25 protein-coding genes are annotated in these 24,418 nt (G+C 28.5%); 8 read left to right on the top strand and 17 right to left on the bottom strand.

What is annotated here, in order from left to right; genetic code table 11:
* Position 1 precedes the first annotated feature (1 nt).
* Both MPF13_RS15665 and MPF13_RS12220 read left to right on the top strand, forming a co-directional pair.
* A complete protein-coding gene (locus MPF13_RS15665; protein WP_249982883.1) occupies positions 2-1,315 on the top strand; it encodes a D-arabinono-1,4-lactone oxidase in 1,314 nt (437 codons plus the stop codon).
* Entirely contained in the window at positions 1,315-1,965 is a 651-nt protein-coding gene (locus tag MPF13_RS12220) for an HAD family hydrolase (RefSeq protein WP_249982881.1), read from the top strand. The genes MPF13_RS15665 and MPF13_RS12220 overlap by 1 nt, the downstream gene beginning before the upstream one ends.
* Positions 1,966-1,969: 4 nt before the next feature.
* Here the strand turns inward: MPF13_RS12220 and gldA are convergent, their stop codons facing one another.
* From gldA to MPF13_RS12190, 6 genes are all read right to left on the bottom strand, one after another.
* Positions 1,970-2,863: a gliding motility-associated ABC transporter ATP-binding subunit GldA gene (gldA, locus tag MPF13_RS12215; protein WP_249982879.1), complete on the bottom strand. Its 894-nt coding sequence runs from the start codon at positions 2,861-2,863 to the stop codon at positions 1,970-1,972.
* Between the two features lie 47 nt (positions 2,864-2,910).
* The gene (locus MPF13_RS12210) at positions 2,911-3,681 is read right to left on the bottom strand and encodes a hypothetical protein (RefSeq protein WP_249982877.1); all 771 of its coding nucleotides are present in this window, start codon (positions 3,679-3,681) and stop codon (positions 2,911-2,913) included.
* Positions 3,682-3,754: 73 nt separating this feature from the next.
* Positions 3,755-6,487, bottom strand: coding sequence for a carboxypeptidase-like regulatory domain-containing protein (locus MPF13_RS12205; protein WP_249982876.1), 2,733 nt, complete (start codon positions 6,485-6,487; stop codon positions 3,755-3,757).
* A gap of 23 nt (positions 6,488-6,510) precedes the next feature.
* Positions 6,511-7,386, bottom strand: coding sequence for a GLPGLI family protein (locus MPF13_RS12200; RefSeq protein WP_249982874.1), 876 nt, complete (start codon positions 7,384-7,386; stop codon positions 6,511-6,513).
* Between the two features lie 90 nt (positions 7,387-7,476).
* Complete coding sequence (locus tag MPF13_RS12195) at positions 7,477-8,298, bottom strand: GLPGLI family protein (RefSeq protein ID WP_249982872.1); 822 nt, start codon at positions 8,296-8,298, stop codon at positions 7,477-7,479.
* Positions 8,299-8,301: 3 nt separating this feature from the next.
* Complete coding sequence (locus tag MPF13_RS12190; RefSeq protein ID WP_249982870.1) at positions 8,302-8,637, bottom strand: hypothetical protein; 336 nt, start codon at positions 8,635-8,637, stop codon at positions 8,302-8,304.
* A gap of 124 nt (positions 8,638-8,761) precedes the next feature.
* Here MPF13_RS12190 and MPF13_RS12185 point away from each other — a divergent pair, with 124 nt between their 5' ends.
* The 3 genes from MPF13_RS12185 (at position 8,762) to MPF13_RS12175 (ending at position 11,684) form a co-directional block, all read left to right on the top strand.
* Positions 8,762-10,336 carry a sensor histidine kinase gene (locus MPF13_RS12185; protein WP_249982869.1) on the top strand — a complete coding sequence of 525 codons (1,575 nt, stop codon included), beginning with the start codon at positions 8,762-8,764 and terminating at the stop codon, positions 10,334-10,336.
* Positions 10,329-11,006, top strand: a complete 678-nt coding sequence (locus MPF13_RS12180) for a response regulator transcription factor (protein ID WP_249982867.1) — start codon at positions 10,329-10,331, stop codon at positions 11,004-11,006. Before MPF13_RS12185 ends, MPF13_RS12180 begins: the two co-directional genes overlap by 8 nt.
* Before the next feature lie 63 nt (positions 11,007-11,069).
* Positions 11,070-11,684: a deoxynucleoside kinase gene (locus tag MPF13_RS12175; protein WP_249982865.1), complete on the top strand. Its 615-nt coding sequence runs from the start codon at positions 11,070-11,072 to the stop codon at positions 11,682-11,684.
* Positions 11,685-11,991: 307 nt separating this feature from the next.
* On the opposite strand, the gene MPF13_RS12170 is transcribed toward MPF13_RS12175, so the two are convergent.
* Complete coding sequence (locus tag MPF13_RS12170) at positions 11,992-12,558, bottom strand: RNA polymerase sigma factor (protein ID WP_249982863.1); 567 nt, start codon at positions 12,556-12,558, stop codon at positions 11,992-11,994.
* A 199-nt stretch (positions 12,559-12,757) separates the two neighbouring features.
* On the opposite strand from MPF13_RS12170, the gene MPF13_RS12165 reads away from it, so the two are divergent.
* The 3 genes from MPF13_RS12165 to MPF13_RS12155 all read left to right on the top strand — a co-directional run bounded on the left by MPF13_RS12165 (position 12,758) and on the right by MPF13_RS12155 (position 15,855).
* Entirely contained in the window at positions 12,758-13,621 is an 864-nt protein-coding gene (locus MPF13_RS12165; RefSeq protein ID WP_018942691.1) for a sigma-70 family RNA polymerase sigma factor, read from the top strand.
* 221 nt (positions 13,622-13,842) lie between these two features.
* Positions 13,843-14,499 carry a ribulose-phosphate 3-epimerase gene (rpe, locus tag MPF13_RS12160; protein WP_249982862.1) on the top strand — a complete coding sequence of 219 codons (657 nt, stop codon included), beginning with the start codon at positions 13,843-13,845 and terminating at the stop codon, positions 14,497-14,499.
* Positions 14,500-15,855, top strand: a complete 1,356-nt coding sequence (locus MPF13_RS12155) for an exonuclease domain-containing protein (protein ID WP_249982860.1) — start codon at positions 14,500-14,502, stop codon at positions 15,853-15,855.
* A gap of 38 nt (positions 15,856-15,893) precedes the next feature.
* Here the strand turns inward: MPF13_RS12155 and MPF13_RS12150 are convergent, their stop codons facing one another.
* The 10 genes from MPF13_RS12150 to MPF13_RS12105 form a co-directional block, all read right to left on the bottom strand.
* Positions 15,894-16,310: a CBS domain-containing protein gene (locus MPF13_RS12150; RefSeq protein WP_249982858.1), complete on the bottom strand. Its 417-nt coding sequence runs from the start codon at positions 16,308-16,310 to the stop codon at positions 15,894-15,896.
* A gap of 156 nt (positions 16,311-16,466) precedes the next feature.
* Positions 16,467-16,916, bottom strand: a complete 450-nt coding sequence (locus tag MPF13_RS12145) for a GatB/YqeY domain-containing protein (RefSeq protein WP_249982857.1) — start codon at positions 16,914-16,916, stop codon at positions 16,467-16,469.
* An 18-nt stretch (positions 16,917-16,934) separates the two neighbouring features.
* Positions 16,935-17,384, bottom strand: a complete 450-nt coding sequence (locus MPF13_RS12140; RefSeq protein WP_249982855.1) for a retropepsin-like aspartic protease — start codon at positions 17,382-17,384, stop codon at positions 16,935-16,937.
* A 52-nt stretch (positions 17,385-17,436) separates the two neighbouring features.
* Positions 17,437-18,228 (bottom strand): alpha/beta hydrolase, encoded by a 792-nt coding sequence (locus MPF13_RS12135; RefSeq protein ID WP_249982853.1) that lies wholly within the window; start codon positions 18,226-18,228, stop codon positions 17,437-17,439.
* Positions 18,229-18,321: 93 nt separating this feature from the next.
* Complete coding sequence (nqrF, locus tag MPF13_RS12130) at positions 18,322-19,632, bottom strand: NADH:ubiquinone reductase (Na(+)-transporting) subunit F (protein WP_249982852.1); 1,311 nt, start codon at positions 19,630-19,632, stop codon at positions 18,322-18,324.
* Positions 19,632-20,369, bottom strand: a complete 738-nt coding sequence (gene nqrE, locus MPF13_RS12125; protein ID WP_249982850.1) for an NADH:ubiquinone reductase (Na(+)-transporting) subunit E — start codon at positions 20,367-20,369, stop codon at positions 19,632-19,634. Before nqrE ends, nqrF begins: the two co-directional genes overlap by 1 nt.
* 6 nt (positions 20,370-20,375) lie before the next feature.
* Complete coding sequence (locus MPF13_RS12120; protein WP_249982848.1) at positions 20,376-21,023, bottom strand: NADH:ubiquinone reductase (Na(+)-transporting) subunit D; 648 nt, start codon at positions 21,021-21,023, stop codon at positions 20,376-20,378.
* Position 21,024: 1 nt separating this feature from the next.
* Entirely contained in the window at positions 21,025-21,771 is a 747-nt protein-coding gene (locus MPF13_RS12115; protein WP_249982846.1) for a Na(+)-translocating NADH-quinone reductase subunit C, read from the bottom strand.
* Positions 21,772-21,773: 2 nt separating this feature from the next.
* Entirely contained in the window at positions 21,774-22,973 is a 1,200-nt protein-coding gene (locus tag MPF13_RS12110; RefSeq protein ID WP_249982844.1) for an NADH:ubiquinone reductase (Na(+)-transporting) subunit B, read from the bottom strand.
* A 4-nt stretch (positions 22,974-22,977) separates the two neighbouring features.
* Entirely contained in the window at positions 22,978-24,327 is a 1,350-nt protein-coding gene (locus MPF13_RS12105) for a Na(+)-translocating NADH-quinone reductase subunit A (RefSeq protein WP_249982843.1), read from the bottom strand.
* Positions 24,328-24,418: the final 91 nt, after the last annotated feature.

Genomic DNA, 24,418 nt, shown 5'->3' with positions numbered 1-24,418 from the left:
AGTGAATCAAAATAATAACGGTACTTGGGTAAGTTGGAACGAAAATCTTACACACAATTACAAAACGCTTTATAAAATTTCTTCTGAAAAAGAGTTACAAGATATTGTACGAAATTCAGAAAAAATTCGTGTTTTTGGAAACAAACAATCTTCTTCTGATATTGCCTCTGGTGCAGCTACTTTAATTGATATTAAACCTTACAATCAAGTTTTATCATATTCTGATTCTGAAAAAACTATTACTGTACAATCTGGAATTATTTTAGGAGATTTAATAGAAGCTATTGAAGCAAAAGGTTGGTGTATACCATGTTTACCAGATATTAATACAATAACAATTGGTGGTGCTTTAGCTACAGGAACTCATGGTACAAGTGGAAAATTATTAAGTGAATATATTAAAAACTGTTCTTATATTTTAGCAGATGGTTCTATAAAAGAAATATCTGCTAAAGACCAATTAATGGATGCTTTTAAAGTTTCTTTAGGTGTTTTAGGAGTATTATCTACAGTTACTTTTCAATGCGAATCTATTTACACTCTACACATAAAAGAAGGTCCTGAAAATGATAAAGAGTGGTTACCAAAAATAAAAGAACGTTTAAAAAAACATGATTTTCTTAGAATTTTATGGTTACCTCATACCAATAAAGGATATGTAATAACAGGTGATAAAATTAATCCTGAATTAAAAATTAAGGAGGAATTAGGCTCACCTTTTTTAAGACATAGAAGAAAAGCTTCAAAAATATTATATAAATACACACATATTTTTCCATGGTTTACAGCCATTGCAAATAAACTTTTATACAAAGGTTTTTTTAGTAGAACTAAAGAACACAAAGGTTCCTTATACCAAGCAACTGTTACAAAATCTAGAGGTTCTACATTAGAATTAGCAGAATGGACAATTGGTTTAGAGGAATTTCCTAAAGTTTTTGAGGAATTAAAAACTGTAATCAACAAATGGTCTAACAAATCATTTATTCATATACCAATGGATATTCGTTTTGTGTATAAAGACAACTCTTGGTTAAGTTATGCTTATAAAAAAGACACTGTTACCATGGGTTGTGTTTCTAGAAATGCAGCTTCTGCAGATAGTTATGAAGCATTTAAAAGTATAGAAAAAATATTTTTAAAACATGGAGGTAAACCTCATTGGGCTAAACGTTTTAAAGCCAAAGATTCAGAATTATCAAACGTATATGAAAAATGGGACGAATTTAAACTTTTAAGAAAAAAACTTGACCCAACTAATAAATTTTTAAACCCGTATTTAACGGAATTATTCAACGAAAAAACAAACAATTGATGGCATTACCTAAAGGATTTTTATTTGATTTTGATGGAGTTATTGTAGATAGTTTTAAAAGTCATTATTCAGCTTGGACATCTGCTTTTAAAGAATTATTTAACCAAGATATAGAGCCTTTTCCTACAAGTTGTATAGGAAAAACTCCAAGAGTAATTTCTAATCATTTTTGCAGTACAATAGGTAAAGAAGAACAAACTGACGCTTTATACTTATTAAAAGAAAAACATCTAAATTCTCATTTTACAATTCCTACTTTGTTACCTGGTATTCATGAAATCACTACCTATTTATCTAAAGAAAATATACCTTATGGAATTGCTAGTAATGCAACTAAACAGTTTTTAAAAAACAGTATAGAACATTTAGACTTAAACTTTAAAACTGTTTTTGGTTTTGAAGATTACGAAAAGCCAAAACCATCTCCAGAAGCTTATATAACTTTAGCAAAAGCATTAAAATTTAAGGAAGAAGATTTTAAAGACATTTGGGTTTTTGAAGATAGTTTAACAGGTACAAGTGCTGCTAAACAAGCAGGAATGACACCTATTGGAATTACAACACAATATTCTGGTGAAGAATTAACTAAAGCAGGAAGTGTTATGCTTTTTCCTACAGTTTTAGAGGCATATCAATATTTAACAAATTAAATAACTAAGCAGTTACTTCTCTAAATAAGGTTTCTAAATTCTTGTTTTGTGTATTCAATCCAAGAATTTTTAAACCGTTTTCATGAGCAAAATCAAAAACTGTTGGTCTCATATCTTCTTTACTCTCAAAAGTTATATACCAAGTATTGTCATAATTATTTTTATACGAAATTACGTTTGGCAATCTACTAATAAACTGTTCTTCAATTTTATAATCAAAAGTAACAACAATTATTTGTTGGTTTCCTTCTTTTAAATCAGCTAATTTTTTATCAACTAAAAGTTCTCCTTTTTTTATTATAATTACTCTATCACAAACAGCTTCAACTTCTTGCATTATGTGCGTAGAAAAAAGTACTGTTTTATCTTTACCTAATTCTTTAATTAACGCTCTAATTTCTACTAATTGATTAGGGTCTAAACCTGTTGTAGGTTCGTCTAAAATTAAAACTGAAGGATTGTGCAATATAGCTGCTGCTAAACCAACTCTTTGTTGGTACCCTTTAGATAATTGGTTTATTTTTTTATTTGCTTCTAATGTTAAACCAACTTTTTCTATGCAAGTTTCTATTTCACTTTTAGCAATTTTAAAAATTGAAGCTTGAAATTGTAAATACTCACGTACATACATTTCTTTGTATAAAGGATTGTGCTCTGGTAAATATCCAATAGATTTTTGAGCTTCTATAGGATTTTGTATAACATTTACATCATTTACAATTACTTCTCCTAAATTAGGTTTTATAAAACCTGTTAAGATTTTCATCATGGTAGATTTCCCTGCTCCATTTGGACCTAAAAAGCCAATAATCTGTCCTTTTTCTGCAGAAAAAGAAATAGAATTTAAAGCTTTTTGAGTGTTATATAATTTTGAAACTTGAGAAACTTTAATAGACATACAACAAAAATGAATTGATTTTATTTAATAACGAAACTATGCAAACTTTAGTTTGAAGAAATTGAATTATTAAACCTTATTTTTCTAATATTCTTCATTCTTAACCAAGCTATTTTATGTCGCTTTTTATACAACCACAAAGTTCCTAAATCTAATCCAAAATAAAAGAAACTTATTCCACTTGGAGGATTAAAACTAGGTAAAAAATCAAAAACACCCCAAGCTGTAGAAGGCCATTTCCAACATAAATAATTGGTACCTATAATTTCTAAATAAGCAACTGTAATGTACATTGTTAAATAAAATAGTCTTTCTCTAGGTTTATTTCTTAAAATTAATAAAGTTGCAGCTGTCATTACAAAACCAAAAACATCATTGGTAAAAACTAAAAACGCAGTTGCATAAATTATAATAAATATGGTAAAGAATTTTTCAATCTTTTTACGATTTTTTATAATAGATGATGCTTTAGAAAAATAAAGAACACCTACGTAAACTAAAGCATGACCTGGAGGCACATAATGTGGTACGTTTCCTAATCTATAAGTATACATACCCAATACTATAGAAAACAAATATTCTCCTACAATTGCTATTAACACTGCATAAATCATTTGTTCTCTTACTCTTGAATTAACTTGCCAAAAAGTAATAGCAAACCCAGTAAGCATACTAATATTTGCAAAAAGTTGAGCGTTTTCTGTTAAATTTACTATGATATAACTATCTAAAAATAGGCCAAAAAAGATGAACGCATATAATGCACCTAAACTTTTAAAGGTTGCATAAAATGAAGAATTGGATGCTAATAAACTCATTTTGTAAAAGTAAATAAACAAAATAAAAATGGCTCAATAAATTGAGCCATTTTTATTTATATAGAAAGATTTACTATAATTGATAAATCATTCTAAGAGTTAAAAACCTTGGTTGTATAAAATAATCTACAGTGTTTACAGAAAAACTACCAATGCTTGCATTACTTTGAGATCTAGTATCTAATAAGTTTGTTGCTTTTAATTGGTATTCCCATTTACTATCTTTATTAGATCTATAAATTAAAGAAGCATCCCAAAAATCGAAACTGTTTAAAGTATCTGTACCATCACTTAAACCAGAATATTCATATTCTGTTCTAAAAGTTAACTTTTCCCATATATAAGCATCAAATTGAATAGAAGGAGTGTTTGTATATCTTTTAGTATTTCTTTCTCCTAAATCACTATTTTGTAATCTAAATGTATAGTTTAAAGTTACATTTGGTGCTTTAGTAAAATTGGTACCAAAACTAGATCTATAAGTTTGAGTAAAACTTTTATTATTAGACACTTTGTTATTAACTTCTTGAGCATATTTACTATAAGACAAACTTGTGTTTAAAGAAGCTCTATATTTTCTAAATGTTTTTTGAAAACGTCCACTAAAAGTTAAAGATTCATTTGCAAATTGAGAGTTTTCTGGAGATCTAACACTTACTACACTTCCAGGGTTAAACTGAGCATTTGTGGTAACCTGATCCATCCTTTTATTGTAGTTTATAAAAGCAAATACATTTGTATAGTTAAACATATTAAAACTAAAATAACGTAAGTTAACATTATGAGACAATGCATTTTCTAACTCTGGATTCCCAGAAAAAATAGAATTATAATTATTTAAAACTAATCCTTTAGCAAATTGATTTACGTCTGTAAACTGAGTTTGCATTCTATATGTTAAAGAAATATTTTCGCTTTGTTTTAAACTAATTCTCATATTAAAATCTGGTAATAATCTAAAAAAGTTATCTTTAGTATTTATACTAAATTGATCATTTTCTACATTATAAATATGAGCTGTAAAACCAGGTGTAATGGTAAATTTCCCTGTTTTAAACTGATAATGTGTTCCTAAATAAAGATCTGTAAATTTATAGTCTATATTATTAATGTTTTGCGGATCTACAAAACCATCTGGTAATAAAGACTCTACAGGAGTTGGATTGAATTCTGAACCATCATCTAATCTTTGAAAAATATCAGAATCAAAACTTTGTTTGCTGTAAATTGTTCCTAAAGTAAAGTTGATATTACTTTTATCATTTAAAACATTCCAATAATCTAACTTTGCATCTATTTGCCCTGTTTTAACTCTTTTACCTTGATTAATATTATAACCTGTTTGCAAATTATCTAAACCTAAAGCATCTCCTGTATTAGAGTAACTAGCCTTATCTTCTAAAATAGCATTATATAATGGATCTTCATCTTGAATTAAAGATTGTGCAGAAAAAGCAAAAATATTTTTTTCATTTAAAGTATAGTAATAATTAAAATTCTGATTAATACTAAATGGTGTTCCACTTTGTTCTTGTTTGATAACACCTAAGTTTGATGAGAAAAAATCTTGATCTTGACTATCTGTTGAGGTTCTTGCATAAAAATCATAATCTAATTGATTATTAACATCTGGCTTATAATTTGCACTCAGTTTAAACAAGCTAGTTGTTGTATTTTGAATGGTATTATTGGTTGTAGTTTCATCTGGAATACCCAAACTTGGGTCTGTATAAAGTACAGAACTATTTTGTAGTGTTTGAATTTTACTATTACTAAAAATTGCAAATCCACTTAAATCTAATGTCTTTTTAGGCGAATAACTAAAGTTTGTTGCCAATAATTTAGAGTCTATAGAATTGGCTCTGTTATTTTGTAATGTTAAAAAACCTATGTCATTATCTCCTAAACTAATATTTGTACCACTACTTGCACTCGGGCTTCTAAAACCTCCAGAAAAATTTCTAGCATCTCTTCTGCTAAAAACTAATTCTCCAATATTGTTTAAGTCTCCAATAACATTTACACTATATTTTGGACTATAATAAAACAACTTTGGTTGTAAAACATATAAAGACTCTCTATCAGAATCTCCACCTCCAACTGTTACATCTCCAAACCAAAAATTCTTTTTCCCTTTTTTTAATTGAATATTTAAAGCAATATTATCTTCGTTGTTTTGAACACCTCTAAGTTGATTTACTTCTCCATAATTCTTTAAAACCTGAACTTTATCAATTGCATTGGCTGGTATATTTTTTGTAGCCAATTTTGTATCGCCATCAAAAAAATCTTTACCATCTACCATAAGTTTTCCAACCTTTTTCCCTTCTACCTCAATCTCTCCTTCATCATTCACTTCCATTCCAGGAATTTTCTTTAAAACATCTTCTAATTTCCTTTCAGAACCATTTTTAAAAGAATCTGCATTATAAATAATGGTATCTCCTTTTATAGTTACTGGCATTTTAGAAACAATATTAATTTCGTCTAAAGTATTATCGTAAGCTAAAGTTACATTTTTTACAATATTTTTATCTTTTGTTTCTACTTCAAAATCAGCTGTTTTCATACCAACATAACTAATTTTAATTGTAAAAATTCCGTTTCTATCTAAGTCTAATTTATAATTTCCTTTAGCATCAGTAAAACCATAAGATGCCATTTTTTTTGTAGTTTTATTAATAGCTAAAACATTAGCCATTTCTAAAGCTTCACCAATACTGTCTTTTACAACTCCTGTAAGTTTAATTTGAGCATTGGTAAATAATGTAACCATGAAAATGGTTAGAACTAGTAATTTTTTCATAAAATATTTTTTATTTATTAAGATTAATGACGTCCTCTACCATTTCCTCTACCTCTTCTATTTCTAAACATTTCTCTCATTTCTTCCATTTTCTTTTTTACAGTAGTTGTATAATCTTCTCTTTTAATTTTTTTTCCTTTTGTTGGTGCTTTAATTTCTTCTTTTTCTGAAGGATTAATTACAATTTCTGTACATAAAACTGTAGTTCTACCAGAGTTAATTTCTAAAATTAAACCTGGTAATCCCCAATATTCTCCAGGACCATTGCTTACAGGAATCTGTGGAGTATACCAAGCAGTTACAACTATTTGTTTTGGCATTTCAATTTCTTCGGTTACTTTAACAACATTAGAAGAATCCTTTTTTGCATCATTTTTCTTTTTATCATCTCTTCTTCTCATGTTAGAAAAATCTAAAGGATCTACCTCTTTAATTAAAGTAGCCTTAAAACATGTGTAGTTACCTATTTGTTTGGTTTCACTTCCTAATTCCCATTCTGGAGTTTTCATTTCATCAGAAACTAAAAACTTTTTTCCAAAAAACTCTGTAGATTCTAATGCAACTTTATCTTTAGTGTTTTTATATTTTACACCACTTCCACCCATCATTCCCATAAATCTACTTCCACCACCAACATTTGGAGCAGCCAATTTTGCATCTTCTTTATATATTGATGAAGTTTTATTAAAAGTTAAAATAAATGTTTTTTCTAACATCGATTTCATTCTTTCTGCAATTTGTTTTTTTCTGGCTTCTGTCATTTTAGGACCTCCAGGTCTACCAAAATTAGTCATGTCTATTGTAGTTTTAGACATATAAGTTGCTTTTCCTTGAAAATCTTTTTGTGCAAAAGTTACAACAGTAACAAATGTAAAAATGAATGTAAATAATGGTTTCATGCGTTTTTAAGTTTAATTTTTAGTAAAATAAATCTAATTACATTAGATAAGACTTAAATAAAACCTAAAAGTTTAATTTTTCTTTAAAAATTATCCTCCAATTCTAATTTCTATACCATTACCGTTTTTAGATTTAAACCTTTCCATCATTTCTTTTGCCTTAGCCTCACTAATTTTATCATACTTTTCTTGGGTTACAACTTTCCCCTTTTCTGGCTCTATTATTTTTATTTTTTCTGATGGATTTATTACAATTTCTGTACAAACAATTGTTGTTGTTCCATCATTTATTTCTAAGATTAAACCTGGTAAACCTTGATAATCTGATGGTCCATTACTTATAGGAACTTGAGTTGTATACCAAGCAGTTGTAACAATTGTTTGCATTTTCTTTTCTTCTTTTGGCACACCATTAACTAAAGACATATTTACGTTTTCTACTTCTCTTGTAAAAGTAGCTTTGTAGCAAGTGTAATTACCAATATTTTTAGTTTCTGAAGATAATTGCCATTCGTAATTTGGTAAGGAGTCTTTTACTAAAAAAGCTTTTCCCATAATTTCTGTTTTATTGGCATATCTTTTTTCTTTAAGGTTTTTATAAAAAGCACCTGAATTACCAGATCCAAAAGACATTACTCTAACACCTCCCATTTGTGGTTTTGGGGCATTAAGTTTTACTTCTTCTTTATAAATTGAAGTAGATTTATCGAATTCTAAAACAAAAGTTCTCTGACTCATTTTTCTTATTCTAGCTTCTATTTCTTTTTTTTGAGCATCAGACATTGTCGATTTTTCTCCTCCAATTTTAAAATTAGATTTTCTGCTAGTTTTATAAGTAGCTTTACCCGAAAAATTTTGAGCGTAAGCAGAAATTGTAACAAACAAAATTGATAATGATATTAGTTTTTTCATTTTTTATAATTTATTTAAAGTTTTAATTGCTTTTTTAGAAAGACTTATCAATCCATCTACATTTTCAGAAATCCCTTTAATTGAAAAACTGTATTGTTGCTTATTTTTAGCGCTTTTGTTTAATTCAAACCCTATAGAAATTGTGTCTGTTTTTTTATTTTCAGAAAATATATCTTTTATATCTTTCCAATTAATAGTTTTAAATTCTTCTGGAGAATCAACTGAAAACTTTAAACTTTTTACAGTACTTTCTATAAAATGCATTTCTGCTACAGGTTTTTCTTGAGCATAAAAAGTTGAATAAGTAAATACAAACAGAATTAAAAATAGTTTCTTCATAATTTTGATTTAGTTGGTTTTTAACGATTACAAATATCTTACAGAAATAAAAACATCTTAGTTAATGAGTGTTAACGAGTGTTAACCAAGTGATTTTATAATTTTTACTGATTATCTTTGAATTATGAATACCAAGAAATTTCAATGGATTTTATATTTTATAACTGCAACAATTGTTACCACAATTGCTGTACAGTTTTATTGGAATTATAAAAACTACGAAGAAAACAAACAACAAGTTACCAATGAAATTCAGTTAAGTTTAGACAATGCAATAGAAGAATATTTTTCTAAATTGGCAAAAGAAGAAATTACTACTATAATAAATATTAATAGTAAAAAATCTGATTCTAACTACATTAGTAATATAAAATTCGATTCTGTTTTTAATAAATCTAAACAGTTTCAAAAAATAAAATCTATTATAAAAAAAGATACATCTGCTAAAAAATCAAAATTTGAAATTACCAATATTTCTTTTACAACAGATGATAATGAAGACTTTAGAAAAACAGATTCTATACTCTTAGATTTTGCCAAAGGTTTATCTGAAAACAAAAAACCTGAAATTAAGATTTCAAAAAAAGTTTTACATAATAATCATACTGGTATCAAATATTTTTCGGGTAAAAAATCTGCAGATAGCATAAAATTAATTAAGAGTTTAAAACCTATTTTTCTATCTGTAACTTCAGAAGTTATAGAGTACAAACAGTTAGATTCTTTAATTGAAAATCAATTGGAAAAGAAAAATATTCCGTTAAAATTTGTTTTTAATCACTATAAGCATGACACGCTTTTTCATGCTTCTCAAAACTCATTAAATACAGAGAGTTTTTTAAACAGTATTTCATCAAAATCTACTTTTTTAAAACAAAATGAAGAGTTTAAACTTCAATACAACAACCCTAATTTAGAAGCTTTAAAAAGAAGTTCTACAGGTATATTGTTATCGCTTTTATTATCTGTTTTAATTATTTCTTGCTTGTTTTATTTACTAAAAGTAATCAATCAGCAAAAAGATTTAGCAGCTATAAAAAATGATTTAATCAGTAATATTACCCACGAGTTTAAAACCCCAATTGCAACAGTATCTACAGCAATTGAAGCTATTGAAAACTTTAATGCTTTAGAAGATACTGCCAAAACAAAAAAATACATTTCTATGTCATCCATTCAGTTAAAAAAATTGAATCAGATGGTAGAAAAACTATTAGAAACTGCCACCTTAGACAGTGAGCAGTTAATGCTAAAAAAAGAATCTATAGATGTTGTAGATATTGTTGAAAGATTGGTAAACAAACACAAGTTACTAACGCAAAATAAAGAACTAATTTTTACAACAAATACTAAACCTATTTATGCTAATGTAGATGTATTTCATTTTGAAAATGTAATTTCTAATTTAATTGATAATGCCATAAAATATGGAGGTAACAATATTGAAATAAACATAAACGCAATTTTAAGTACATTAGAAATTTCTATTGCAGATAATGGAAAAGGAATTGATAAAACCCAACAAGACAAGGTTTTTGATAAATTTTACAGAGTACCAAAAGGAAATACTCATAACGTTAAAGGCTTTGGAATTGGATTGTACTATTGTAAAAAAATTATTGAAAAACATCTTGGTAAAATTACTTTGTCTTCAAATAAAAACAACACCATCTTTAAAATAAACATTCCAAATGAATAAAATAAAAGTTCTTTTAGCTGAAGATGAAGCAAGTCTTGGAATGATTGTAAAAGAAAGTTTAGAAACTAGAAATTTTACTGTTTTTCATGCTTTAAATGGAGAAGAAGCATCTAAAATTTATCTAGAAGAAAAACCAGATATTTTAGTTTTAGATGTTATGATGCCTTTAAAAGATGGTTTTACTTTAGCCAAAGAGATTAGAAAAACAGACAAAACAATACCTATTATTTTTTTAACAGCTAAATCGCAAACATCAGATGTTTTAGAAGGGTTTAATCTTGGAGGAAATGATTATTTAAAAAAACCTTTTTCTATGGAAGAATTAATTGTTAGAATTAAATCTTTATTAAATAGAATAACATTAAAAACTAATGTTGAAGAATTAGCAATTGGTAAATACCTTTTTAACTACACCAAACAAACATTATTATTTGCAAATGAAAAACAACAATTAACAAGTAGAGAAGCTCAATTGCTATACCATTTACAAGAAAAGAAAAATCAAATTTTAGATAGAACTTTTATTTTAAATAAATTATGGGGTAATGATGATTTTTTTAACGCACGTAGTATGGATGTTTTTATAAGTAAATTAAGAAAAAAATTAAAAAGCGATTCTGATATACAAATTATAAATGTGCGAGGTTTTGGATATAAATTAATTTGTTAAGCCATTTCTGTCTATATTTTTTACTATTTTAGCATCCCTTTTAATCTTATTAGAATTTAACTTATGCACGTTGCAATTGCAGGAAACATTGGCGCAGGTAAAACTACGCTAACCAAACTATTAGCCAAACATTACAAATGGAAACCACATTTTGAATCTGTAGATGAAAATCCTTATTTAGATGATTTTTATACAGAAATGGAACGTTGGTCTTTTAACTTACAAGTTTACTTTTTAAATAGTAGATTTCGTCAAATATTAGAATTAAGAGAATCTGGAAATAAGATTATTCAGGATAGAACTATATACGAAGATGCTCATATTTTTGCTCCAAATTTACATGCCATGGGTTTAATGACAAATAGAGATTATAGCAATTATAGTTCTTTATTTGAGTTAATGGAAAATTTAGTAAAACCACCAGATTTATTAATTTATTTACGTGCAGATATTTCTACTTTGGTAGGTCAAATTCATAAAAGAGGAAGAGATTATGAAAACTCTATAAGCATTGATTATTTAAGTAGATTAAATGAACGTTATGAAGCTTGGATATCTAAATACACAAAAGGTAAATTACTAATAATAGATGTAGACAATTTAGATTTTGTTGACAACCAAGAAGATTTAGGCTATATAATTGATAGAATAGATGCTCAAATTAATGGGCTTTTCTAAATAAAAAACTTATTAAAATTCAAAAGAGACCGTTTTCACGGTCTCTTTTTTTGTGATAAAAATATCACTAATGATAGATTGTCCCCCAACTCTCTATCAAGTCTTTAAGTTAATCATTTTTTTGCAGAATTTACCATTTCTTGACTAATATAATAGTCGGAAATTGTACCTGGATATTTCATTAAAAAAATATCAGCAATGTCAAACGTAAGTCTAATCATGCCAATATCATCTAGTATTTTGTTCTTTAGAACTTTAGGGACCTCATGGTTTGTGAGGATTTTCTTAAAAGAATTTTTCATATTTTTTACAGCTCATCATAAATTTTTAAAACCTTTGCTTTTGCTCTTTTAATTCTCATTTTAACTGCACTTTCACCAACTTGTAAAGCTTCCATAATTTCTTTAATTTTCATATCATCTTGATATTTCATTAATAAAATCATTTTTTCTTCTGGCTCTAATAAAGTTAAAACTTTTGCTAATTTATCAGACTTTAAATCTAATAATGTAGCATCATCAATTTCTTCAAAAGCATCATCCTTAATTTGATCTGTAACAACCGTAATTTTTTCTTTTTTCTTATAGGCATTTCTTTGAACATAATTTACACAAAAATTGTATGTAAAAGAATATAACCATGTAGAAAACTTAGAATTACCTTTAAAGGTTCTTAGCTTCACAAATAGCCTAACAAAAACATCATGTGTTAAATCTTCTGCTTCTTCTTTACTTTTAGAAAAACCATAACATTTATTAAAAACAACTTTAGAAAATCTGTCATATAATTCAGCAAATAATTTAGCATTATTTGTTTCTATAATTTTAAAGACTAAATCTTCGTCTGTAAGCTTTTTTAATACAAGTGTTTTCAATTCGGTTATATTTATGACACAAATAAATACAATAAGTCACCTCAAAAAGAAAAAAAAAGTTTAGCTGTAATATTTAATCGTTGAATGGTAAAAAAAGAGCATTTAAAAAAAAATAAACTTTTTTGTAACATTTATTTAAACTCTAACGTATAATTAAATGTGACATCATATTAATCCTTAAATCTACCTAGATAATTAAATGAGACAACTTAAAATTACCAAGCAGGTTACAAATAGAGAAACTGCATCATTAGATAAATATTTACAAGAAATTGGAAAAGTAGACCTAATTACTGCAGATGAAGAAGTAGAATTAGCTCAACTTATTAAAGCCGGAGACCAAAGAGCTTTAGAAAAATTAACAAAAGCCAATTTAAGATTTGTTGTTTCTGTAGCAAAACAATACCAAAACCAAGGATTAACATTACCAGATTTAATTAATGAAGGTAACTTAGGTTTAATTAAAGCTGCAAAACGTTTTGATGAAACTCGTGGTTTTAAGTTTATTTCTTATGCTGTTTGGTGGATTCGTCAATCTATTTTACAAGCATTAGCAGAACAATCTAGAATTGTACGTTTACCTTTAAATAAAATTGGTTCTATTAATAAAATTAACAAAATGTACGCTTTCTTAGAACAAGAAAACGAGCGTCCTCCTTCTGCAGAAGAAATTGCTAAGAAATTAGACATGACTGTTAATGACGTAAAAGAATCTATGAAAAATTCAGGACGCCATGTATCTATGGATGCTCCATTAATTGAAGGTGAAGATTCTAATTTATACGATGTATTAAACTCTGGTGAGTCACCAAACCCAGATAGAGTTTTATTACACGAATCTTTAAGAATAGAAATTAACAGAGCCTTAGAAACATTAACTCCAAGAGAAGCAGATGTTGTAAAATTATACTTTGGCTTAGGAGAACACCAACCAATGACTTTAGAAGAAATTGGAGAAACTTTCGATTTAACTCGTGAGCGTGTTCGTCAAATTAAAGAAAAAGCAATTAGAAGATTAAAACATACTTCTAGATCTAAAATATTAATGACATACTTAGGTTAATCATTACATATCATAAAAATTAAAACTCTCAAATTCATTTTTGAGAGTTTTTTTTTGAAGCTATTTCCTGCTTTACGTTATATCTTTTTCTCATTCTTCAAAAAAGGATGCCACTTCAATCAGGGCTAAACCTATTTAAAAATTATTCGCTTCATATTCTTTTATCAACTAACCATTTAATTACCTTTGCAAAATAAAAACCACAACACAATAGTAACCTAATGAGTAATTTAATTGCACCTTCAGTTTTAGCAGCAGATTTTGCTAACCTACAAAGAGACATAGAAATGGTAAACAATAGTGAAGCAGATTGGTTTCATATTGATATTATGGATGGTGTTTTTGTACCAAACATTTCTTTTGGAATGCCTGTTTTAAAAGCAATTGCAAAACATGCAACTAAAACAATTGATGTTCATTTAATGATTGTAAACCCAGATCAGTACATACAAACTTTTGCAGATTTAGGTGCAGATGTTTTAACGGTACATTATGAAGCTTGTACCCATTTACACAGAACAATACAAGCAATAAAAGCTGCAGGAATGAAAGCAGGAGTTGCACTAAACCCACACACACCAATAGCAGTTTTAGAAGACATTATTGAAGATTTAGATTTAGTTTGTATTATGAGTGTAAATCCAGGTTTTGGAGGACAGTCTTTTATAGAGAACACATACAAAAAAGTAAGTCAGTTAAAACACTTAATCGAGTTTACAGAATCTTCTTGTCAAATAGAAATAGATGGTGGAGTTACAAACAAAAACGCTAACAAATTAATAGAAGCTGGAGCAAATGTTTTAGTAGCTGGTAGTTATGTTTTTGGAGCAGAAAACCCAACAGAAACAATAGCAGATTTAAAAAATATTATTGCATAATTGCTATATACAGTAATAGACATAGAAACAACAGGAAATGGATATAAAGGTTCTAAAATAACCGAAATATCCATTTTTGTTTTTGATGGAAAAACTGTTATTGATGAGTTTACTTCTTTAGTAAACCCAGAGCAAAACATTCCTCCTTTTATTACAAATCTTACTGGTATTACAAATGCTATGGTAAGAAATGCTCCAAAGTTTTATGAAATAGCAAGAAAGGTTGAAGAAATTACAAAAGACACCATTTTTGTGGCTCATAATGTAAATTTCGATTATAACATTATACAAGAAGAATTTAAAAACTTAGGGTTCGATTTTAAACGAAAAAAGCTATGTACTGTTCGTTTGTCAAGAAAGATTATTCCTGGTTTAAATTCTTACAGTTTGGGTAATATTTGTTCTGTAGAAAATATTGCAATAAATGGTAGACACAGAGCAAAAGGAGATGCTGAAGCTACTACAGAATTATTTAGAAGATTAATTGAAAGAGATAATAATTTTACAATTAATTCTTTTTTAAATCCTAAATCTAGACAAGCAACTTTACCTCCATTATTAGACAAAAAAGTAGTTGATAACTTACCAGAAACATTTGGCGTATATTACTTTAAAAACATAGAAAAAGAAATAATTTATGTTGGTAAAGCCAATAATATTAAGCAACGAGTTATCAGTCATTTTTACGATAAAAAGAAAAAAGAGCAAACAATGTGTTTAGAAACTGCAGATATTTCTTACACAAAAACGGGTAGTGAATTACTAGCTTTATTACACGAATCTGCAGAAATAAAACACATATACCCTAAATTTAATAGAGCACAAAGAAGAGCAAGTGAAGCTGTTGGTTTGTTTTCTTATGAAGATCAAAAAGGAATTATTCATTTGGCTACAAACAGGTTAAAATTAATTCCAAATCCATTAATGAAATTTTACTCTATTGGAGAAGCAAGAACTTATATAGAAAACCTATGTTCTGAGTTTGAATTGTGTCCAAAATATTGTCATTTACAAACCAATGTTTCAGGTTGTTTTCATTATCAAATAAAAGAATGCAAAGGTATTTGTTGTAATAAAGAATCTGTTGAAGATTATAATATTAGAGTACAAAAAGCCATAAAATCTATTGGTATTGGTGCTGAAAATTTAGTATTAAAAGAAAAAGGTAGAACCGAAAACGAAATTGGTTTTGCTCTTATTTTAGATGGAATTTATCAAGGTTTTGGGTATTTAGATATAGCACAATCAAACCAACTAAAAAACCCTGAAGATTTTCAGTTCTTTATTCAACCACAAAAAGATAATAGAGATATTCAAAGAATATTAACTGCTTACATAAAGAAAAGAGAAGCTTAACAAGCTTCTCTTTTACTAACTAACCAATATAAAAACCACTATAATTTCGCGACCAGATATTTTACTAAATCCCTTGTAGTAACTATTCCTACTAACTCAGAATCTTCAACCACTGGTAAAGCGTGAAATTCTTTTCTTGTAAGTAGATCTGCCACATCTTTAATAGATGTATAAGGCGGAACTGCTATTATATTCTTAACCATAACTTGCTCTATAGAAAATGTATTATATACATAACTTTCTATTGAAGTTTCATCATCATTTACATCTGCATAACTTACCCTTTGTAAGTCTGTGTAACTTAACATACCAATGATTTCTTTTTCTTTTACTACAGGAATATGTTTTATCTTATTATCAATAAATAATTTTTCTGCAGTTACTAAATCGTCATTAATACTTAATGTAACTAAATCAGTTGCCATTATTGTCGAAATAGGTTCTTCTTTTCTCATAATGTATGGCTATAAATTATACTACAAATTACAGTATAAATAAGGAGTAAAAAGATGATTTTTATCAGTTAATAGAAATAAATATCAAAAAAAAGCTGAGTATTTCTAATTAGAAATACTCAGCTTTTTTTTTAAGTTTATAAAGAACTAATATTACTACATTAAATTCTTTTTTACTAAAGTAGAAATTAATTTTCCATCTGCTTGTCCTGCTAACTCTTTAGAAACAACCCCCATAACCTTTCCCATATCTTTCATACCAGAGGCACCTAAATTTTTAATTGCTGCTACAACAACTTCTTCTACTTTATCTTCAGATAAAGCTTCTGGTAAAAACTGCTCTAAAACAGCAATTTCTGCCAATTCTGGAGCTGCTAAATCTTCTCTTCCTTGTTTAACAAAAATTGCAGCACTATCTTTTCTTTGTTTAACTTGTTTCTGAATTATTTTAGTTTCTTGCTCTTCTGTTAATTCTTCTTGAACTCCAGTTTCTGTTTTGGCTAATAAAAATGCAGATTTTACTGCTCTTAAAGCTTGTAAAGCAACAGCATCTTTTGCTTTCATTGCTTCTTTCATTTTATCCATTACTTGTTTTTGCAAACTCATATCTATATATTTTATTTATTATTTCTTTGTTTTTTTTAAATACAACACATTCTTGTTATAATCTATAAATGCTTTTCCTTTTTGTAAAATATCTGCCCCAATAATTCCGTGAACTTCTTTAGCATTATGTTGTACTAATGCAGTATTTACATGGGTTAAATTGAATAGCACTAAATGACATTTCTTTGTTTTCCAATCTCCAATTTTTAATACATTATCATCAGATTGAAGTGTTTCCATATCTATAGCACCTGCACCTGCTGCTTTTGTTTCGCTTTCTTGAGCTTCTAAATTAAAATGACTTATTAAATCTAATCCTACACAAGAATTAGAGGCTCCAGTATCTAAAATAAATCGTCCTTTTACACCATTTAAAGTTGCTTTTAACTCTAAATGATTTGTAGCCATTTTTTTTAGTTTTATTTTAAAGTACTTTTTTTTCTTTAAAAACTTTTCTATTCGTTTCATTAAATCAATCTTTCTAACAATCAAAAATACGATTTATTAAATACAACAAATACTAACGATTTAATATTTCTTTTAACTTCTTTTTATATACATCATATTCTTTAATATTATGATGAGTACCTCCTTCTATTTCAATAAATTGATTTTTAGATGATGAGTTTAGCTTTAATAACTTTTTTGATTCTTTAAAAAAAGTTGTTTTATCATTATTACCATGAAAAACAGTTATAGGAGTGGTAACTTTTTTGATATACAAATCTGTTCTAAATTTATATTTAAGCAAGAATACAGGTAGTAAACTATATTTATACTTTACAGCACACTTAAAATTATAAAAGGGAGCTTCTAAAATTAGTTCTTTAGGTTTATGCGCTGAAGCTACTTTAGTTACAAATGTTGCTCCTAAAGAAAAACCATATACTACAATATGCTTTTCTTTATAATTCTTTTTTAAATATTCATAAACAGATATTGCATCAGAATACATATTTTTTTCACTATAGTTTCCAGTACTTTTACCATAACCTCTGTAATCATAAACTAATACATCATAATTATAATCTAATAAATAAGAAACCCTGTTACCCCACTTTGTTAAATTACCTTTGTTTCCATGACAAAATAAAACAACTCCTTTAGGGTTTGTTAACTTAAAATGAATGGCATTAATTTCATTTTCTTTATCCGTTTTTATAAAGACTTCTTTAAATGAATTTGAAAAATTGTACTTAAAATCCTTCGTTAATTTATCACCTCCTTTAAATATCAATTTTTCTTGAAACAAATAAAGTACAACAAATATTATTACACTAACAACTACTAGTAAAAAGAAAACATTAAGCATTAAAAAAATTTAATATGAGCGAAATTACTAATTTCAGTTCAATAAAAAACCGATTCATTTCTGAATCGGTTTTTAAAATATTTAGATTGAAGTTTATCCTCCAAAATCATCAAAACGAATGTTTTCGTCTGCAAGACCAAAATCTTCACCCATTTTCTGAACAGCGTTGTTCATTAATGGTGGTCCACAGAAATATAACTCTAAATCTTCTGGTGCATCATGATGGTTTAAGTAGTTTTCAATTACACAGTTGTGAATAAATCCTAAGAATCCATCTCCAGCTTCATCATTAATATCTTTTTTAACTTTCCAGTTATCTTCCTCTAAAGGATCTGATAATGCAATAAAGAATTTAAAGTTTGGAAAATCTTTTTCTAAAGCTCTAAAGTGATCAATATAGAATAATTCTGCTTTAGAACGTCCTCCATACCAATATGTTACTTTTCTACCAGTTTTTAATGTTCTGAATAAGTGATATAAGTGAGATCTCATTGGAGCCATACCAGCACCACCACCAACATATAACATTTCTGCATCAGATTCATTAATAAAGAATTCTCCATAAGGTCCAGAAATAACACATTTATCTCCTTTCTTTAAGTTAAATATATATGAAGATGCAACTCCAGGATTCACATCCATCCATCCACCTTTAGCTCTATCAAAAGGAGGAGTTGCAATACGTACATTTAACATAATTTCTCTTCCTTCTGCAGGGTAAGAGGCCATAGAGTAAGCTCTTTCTACAGTTTCAGTATTTTTCATTACTAATGGTCTTAAGTTAAACTTATCCCATTCAGCTTCAAACTTATCTGCAACATCATGCTCTTCTGGGTGTGCAGTAATATCCATTTCAGAATAATTTACTTCACAAGGAGGAATTTCAATTTGAATATAACCACCTGCTTTATAACCCATATCTTCAGGAATTTCTACTACAAACTCTTTAATAAAAGTTGCAACGTTATAATTTCTTACAACTACAGCATCCCATTTTTTAATTCCAAAAATTTCTTCTGGAATAGAAATATCCATATCTTGTTTTACTTTTACTTGACAAGATAAACGAGCTCCATGAGCTAATTCTTTACGAGTAAAGTGAGGTATTTCTGTAGGTAAAGCTTCACCTCCACCAGCATTTACATGACATTCACATTGAATACATGTTCCTCCACCACCACATGCAGATGGTAAAAATATCTTTTCGTTTCCTAAAGTAGATAATAAAGATCCACCTGAAGCTACTTCAATAGTTCTTTCTCCATTAATGGTAATTTTTACAGGACCAGATGGAGATAATTTTTGTTTTACAAATAATAACAATGAAACTAACAACAATGTTATTACTAAGAATGCAGCTACTGTAGCTACAATTGTTCCTAATGTACTTGCGGCTAACATCATTATTTTATAGTTTCTTTAGTGTTATTAGCTAATTCTTTTTTCTTCACGTCTTTAGCTTTTACTTCTTCTTTAATCTCTTTAACAGCTTCTGTTTTTGGAGCTTCTTTAGCTTCTTCATCACCACCTGTTAACATTCCACCAAAACTCATAAATCCAATTGCCATTAAACCAGTTACAATAAACGTTATACCTAAACCTCTTAATGGAGCAGGAATGTTAGAGTATCTAATTTTTTCGCGAATTGCAGCAATTGCTAAAATTGCTAAAAACCATCCAATTCCAGATCCAATACCATATGTTGTAGCTAATCCTAATGTAGCAATTTCACGAGATTGCATAAATAAAGATCCTCCTAAAATTGCACAGTTTACTGCAATTAATGGTAAGAAAATACCTAATGAATTGTATAATGAAGGTGAAAACTTCTCAACGATTATTTCTACCAATTGTACCATTGTTGCAATTGTTGCAATAAAAAGAATAAATGATAAGAAACTTAAATCGTATTCTGCATATTCTGCACCTAACCAAGATAAAGCTCCTGGTTGTAATATGTATTGATCTAATAACCAGTTTAAAGGAACTGTTACTGCTAGTACAAAAATTACTGCTGCTCCTAAACCTACTGCTGTAGTTACTTTTTTAGATACTGCTAAGTAAGAACACATTCCTAAAAATGTAGCAAATACCATATTATCTATAAAAATTGACTTGAAAAATAATTCTAAATGTTCCATATCTTTTTAGTTATCTTCAATTAATGCTTCGTTTCTACTACGTTGAATCCAGATGATAATTCCAACTACTATTAATGCCATTGGTGCTAATAACATAAATCCGTTATTTTCATATCCTATAGCATATAATCCTGTTTTTTCAATTGGATCTCCTAAAACTTTAAATCCTAATAAAGTACCAGAACCTAATAATTCTCTAAAGAAACCTACTAAAATTAAGATTACACCATAACCAATTGCATTTCCAATTCCATCTAAGAAAGATCTCCAAGGTCCGTTTGCTAAAGCAAAAGCTTCAAAACGTCCCATAATAATACAGTTTGTAATAATTAACCCAATAAAGGCTCCTAATGTTTTACTTAATTCGTATTGAAAAGCTTTTAGAACTAAATCAACAATAATTACTAATGTTGCAACAACAATTAACTGTACAATAATTCTAATTTTTGAAGGAATAATGTTTCTCATTAAAGAAATTACAACATTTCCTATACCTAACACAAACAATACAGATACTGCCATTACAATAGAAGCTTTTAATTCTGCTGTAATTGCTAAAGCAGAACAAATACCTAATACCTGAATTGTAATTGGGTTATTATCTGCAAATGGGTCTGTGATTAATGCTGCGTCTTTTTTTGATAAAAGTCCCATATTAATTTGTTTTTAAAGTGTTAAAGTAAGCTACGTATTTTTTCAACTCAGATTTAATCATTGCTGAAACTCCATCACCAGTAATTGTTGCACCAGCTATAGCATCTACTTCATTATCTGTTTTGTCTTCGTTCTTTGGATCGTTGTTAGATTTTGAAATTGCAATTCCTTTAAAATCTCCATCTTTTAACAAATGTTCTCCAATAAAATCATCCATAAAGTAACGTTGTTTAATGTTTGCACCTAAACCTGCTGTTTCTCCTTTATGATCAAAATATGCTCCTTGAACAATCATATTTGCATCCATGGCAACATAACCCCAAACTGCATCCCAAAGACCTTTACCTCTAATTGGAGCGATGTAAAATGTTTTACCTTCTTTTTCTCCAATAAATAAAGGTAACTTTCTTATTTTACCTTCTTTAGCTGCTGTTTGTTCTTTTTTAAGATCTATTAAATAAGCATTTGCATCTTCAGAAACTTTTGTTCCTTCAATAACCAATTGCTTTTTAATATATTTTGAAAACTCTGCTGCAACTTTATCTTTAGAAACAAAGATTGCACTAGTTTCATCGTTTTCATTTACGCCCATTGCGTATAATATATTTTGTTGCTTCTCTATACGTTTGTTCTCATCAATAGTTGGTTTCAACGCTGATGCGAAAAACGCTAGTATAGCTCCTACTACCACCACCATTCCTGTGGCGAATAATATTGTATATAAATTACTATCTGTGTTTTTAGACATAACTAGGCAGTTTTGGCATTTAAACGTTTTTTTCTTCTTTTTACATTTCCTTGAACCACATAATGGTCAATAGTTGGAGCAAAAACATTCATTAATAAGATTGCTAAGAATACTCCTTCTGGATATGCAGGATTAAATACACGAATCATAATAGAAATGAAACCGATTAAGAAACCGTAAATCCATTTTCCTTTATTAGTTTGTGATGCTGTTACAGGGTCTGTAGCCATGTAAACTGCTCCAAATGCTAAACCACCAATCATTAAGTGTTCCCACCAAGATGTGTTCATTAATCCGTAAAACTTACTAGATTCTGTAATAATATCTGCTGCAACAATTTGATTAAAAATGAATCCCATTACTGCTGCTCCTAAGAAAGTAGAAACAATTATTCTCCAACTTCCAATTTTAGTAAAAATTAAGAATGCTGCTCCTAAAAGTATTAAGAATGTTGATGTTTCTCCTACAGAACCAGGAATGAAACCAAAAAACATATCCCATTGATCGTAAACTGGTGTAGCATTTTGTGCGTAACTTCCTAAAATAGTTTCTCCAGAAATTGCATCTGCAGTTCCTGTTCTATTTACAGCATCATATACCCAAACTTTATCTCCAGACATCCAAGTTGGATATGCAAAAAATAAGAAAGCTCTAATAGTTAAAGCAGGGTTTAGAATATTCATTCCTGTTCCTCCAAAAACTTCTTTACCAATTACAACTCCAAAAATTACTGCTACTGCTAACATCCATAAAGGTGTATCAATAGGAACAATTAAAGGAACTAACATACCAGTTACTAAGTAACCTTCTTCTACTTCATGACCTTTAATGATAGCGAAAATAAATTCTACTCCAAGACCAACTGCATAAGATACAATTACTAATGGTAATACTTTTATAATTCCAATCCAAAGATTATCAAACGTAAAAAAGTTAGCTAAAACATCTGCTCTTAAAGTAGCATCTATTGCTGCATGGTGTTGATAACCTGCATTAAACATTCCAAAAATCAAACAAGGAACTAAAGCCATTATAACCGTATTCATGGTACGCTTTAAATCGTCTGCCGCTTTTATATGAGTTCCTCCGTGAGTAACTTCATTTGGTAAATATAAAAAGGTATGGATTGCGTTAAACGCAGGAGCCATTTTTGTCCCTTTATATTTTTCTTTTAAATTATGTAAATTTTGTTTTAAGCCCATAATCTTATCCTAATTCTTCTCTCATTAAATCTAAACCTTCACGAATTATTTTTTGGTGAGGTTGTTTAGACACACAAATAAATTCTGTTAGTGCAAAATCTTCTGGAGCTACTTCGTAACCTCCTAAAGCTTCCATTTCATCTAAATCTTTATACATAAATGCTTTTAATAATTGCATTGGATAAATATCTAAAGGAAAAACATCTTCGTAAGAACCAGTAACAACAAATGCTCTATGCTCTCCGTTTGTATTTGTATTTAAATCGTATTTTTTCTTAGGTGTTAACCAAGAAAAAGTTAACGCTCTAGATGTAGAAATCTTGTTAAAAACTGGAGCTGTCCAACCAAATAACTCATAATCATTTCCTTCTGGAATTGCTGTTATTTGATTATCATAAAACCCTAAGAAATCATCTTCATTAACTTCTTTACCAGAAAGTACGTTTCCGCTAATTATTCTAGTATTATCGTTTTCTAAATTACTAGCTGTTACATCACTAATTGTTGCACCTGCAATTGCAGTTACATATTGTGGTTTGCTAAATTTAGAACCTGTTAAAGCTACAGTTCTTGTAGCATTAAATTTACCAGTTAATAACAACTCTCCAATAATTACTAAATCTTGTGGAGTTACTACCCAAACAACTTCTCCTTTATTAATTGGATCTATGTTTGCTATTTGTGTACTTACATTTCCTGATGGATGAGGACCAGAAACTTTATGAACTTCTACACCTGATAAATTAGCTAAAGGCGAATTAGAACTTGCTCCTACTGAAACATGTACTTTACCTTCTGTAAGTTTAGAAACTGCTGTAATTGCTGCTTGCAATTCTGCTTCTTTACCTGCTAAAGTATAATCTAAATCAGCTGCTAAAGGTGCACTTGCATAAGCAGAAACAAAAATAGCTTTAGGTGCTTGATTTGGATTTGCAACTACATCATAAGGACGTTGTTTTACAAATGGCCAACAACCTGAAGCAAATAAATGATTCTTTACTTCTTCTGCAGACATTGATGCTGCATCTTTAGTGCCGAAATCTTTATACTCTTGTGTTGAATCTGCAGAAATTTTAACTGCTAATACTTTTCTTCTTGCTCCACGAATAACCTCAACTACTTTACCAGAAACTGGGCTTGGAAATAAAATGCGTTCGTCACTTTTTGAATAAAAAAGTACTTCTCCTGCTTTTACTTCTGCTCCTTCTTTTGCAACAAGTTTAGGTGTAATTCCATGGAAATCTTCTGGCTTAACTGCATAAACACTACTTAAAGATACTGAAGTAGTTGTTTTTTCTGCACTGCCAACAAGCTTAATGTCTAAGCCTTTTTTAATACGAATGTCTTTTGACATAGTAAATTGGAATTGTTAGTTATCTTAAAAAATCATGCAAATTTAGGTTTTTTACTATTTATGACTCATATATTTTAACTTTTATCTTAGC

This window comes from Polaribacter sp. Z022 (assembly GCF_023555495.1).
GTDB lineage: Bacteria > Bacteroidota > Bacteroidia > Flavobacteriales > Flavobacteriaceae > Polaribacter.
The sequence above is the reverse complement of the archived record's forward strand: the minus strand, read 5'-3'. Positions and strand labels throughout refer to the sequence as shown.

Coding starts and splice junctions, on each gene's coding strand:
- MPF13_RS12135 (WP_249982853.1), bottom strand. CDS start 18,228: ATGCTTAATGTTTTCTTTTTACTAGTAGTTGTTAGTGTAATAATATTT.
- MPF13_RS12165 (WP_018942691.1), top strand. CDS start 12,758: ATGAGACAACTTAAAATTACCAAGCAGGTTACAAATAGAGAAACTGCA.
- MPF13_RS12210 (WP_249982877.1), bottom strand. CDS start 3,681: ATGAGTTTATTAGCATCCAATTCTTCATTTTATGCAACCTTTAAAAGT.
- MPF13_RS12105 (WP_249982843.1), bottom strand. CDS start 24,327: ATGTCAAAAGACATTCGTATTAAAAAAGGCTTAGACATTAAGCTTGTT.
- MPF13_RS12195 (WP_249982872.1), bottom strand. CDS start 8,298: ATGAAAAAACTAATATCATTATCAATTTTGTTTGTTACAATTTCTGCT.
- MPF13_RS12175 (WP_249982865.1), top strand. CDS start 11,070: ATGCACGTTGCAATTGCAGGAAACATTGGCGCAGGTAAAACTACGCTA.
- MPF13_RS12200 (WP_249982874.1), bottom strand. CDS start 7,386: ATGAAACCATTATTTACATTCATTTTTACATTTGTTACTGTTGTAACT.
- nqrF (WP_249982852.1), bottom strand. CDS start 19,632: ATGATGTTAGCCGCAAGTACATTAGGAACAATTGTAGCTACAGTAGCT.
- MPF13_RS12120 (WP_249982848.1), bottom strand. CDS start 21,023: ATGGGACTTTTATCAAAAAAAGACGCAGCATTAATCACAGACCCATTT.
- nqrE (WP_249982850.1), bottom strand. CDS start 20,369: ATGGAACATTTAGAATTATTTTTCAAGTCAATTTTTATAGATAATATG.
- MPF13_RS12220 (WP_249982881.1), top strand. CDS start 1,315: ATGGCATTACCTAAAGGATTTTTATTTGATTTTGATGGAGTTATTGTA.
- rpe (WP_249982862.1), top strand. CDS start 13,843: ATGAGTAATTTAATTGCACCTTCAGTTTTAGCAGCAGATTTTGCTAAC.
- MPF13_RS12110 (WP_249982844.1), bottom strand. CDS start 22,973: ATGGGCTTAAAACAAAATTTACATAATTTAAAAGAAAAATATAAAGGG.
- MPF13_RS12140 (WP_249982855.1), bottom strand. CDS start 17,384: ATGAAACGAATAGAAAAGTTTTTAAAGAAAAAAAAGTACTTTAAAATA.
- MPF13_RS12150 (WP_249982858.1), bottom strand. CDS start 16,310: ATGAGAAAAGAAGAACCTATTTCGACAATAATGGCAACTGATTTAGTT.
- MPF13_RS12115 (WP_249982846.1), bottom strand. CDS start 21,771: ATGTCTAAAAACACAGATAGTAATTTATATACAATATTATTCGCCACA.
- MPF13_RS12145 (WP_249982857.1), bottom strand. CDS start 16,916: ATGAGTTTGCAAAAACAAGTAATGGATAAAATGAAAGAAGCAATGAAA.
- MPF13_RS12180 (WP_249982867.1), top strand. CDS start 10,329: ATGAATAAAATAAAAGTTCTTTTAGCTGAAGATGAAGCAAGTCTTGGA.
- MPF13_RS12205 (WP_249982876.1), bottom strand. CDS start 6,487: ATGAAAAAATTACTAGTTCTAACCATTTTCATGGTTACATTATTTACC.
- MPF13_RS12190 (WP_249982870.1), bottom strand. CDS start 8,637: ATGAAGAAACTATTTTTAATTCTGTTTGTATTTACTTATTCAACTTTT.
- gldA (WP_249982879.1), bottom strand. CDS start 2,863: ATGTCTATTAAAGTTTCTCAAGTTTCAAAATTATATAACACTCAAAAA.
- MPF13_RS12185 (WP_249982869.1), top strand. CDS start 8,762: ATGAATACCAAGAAATTTCAATGGATTTTATATTTTATAACTGCAACA.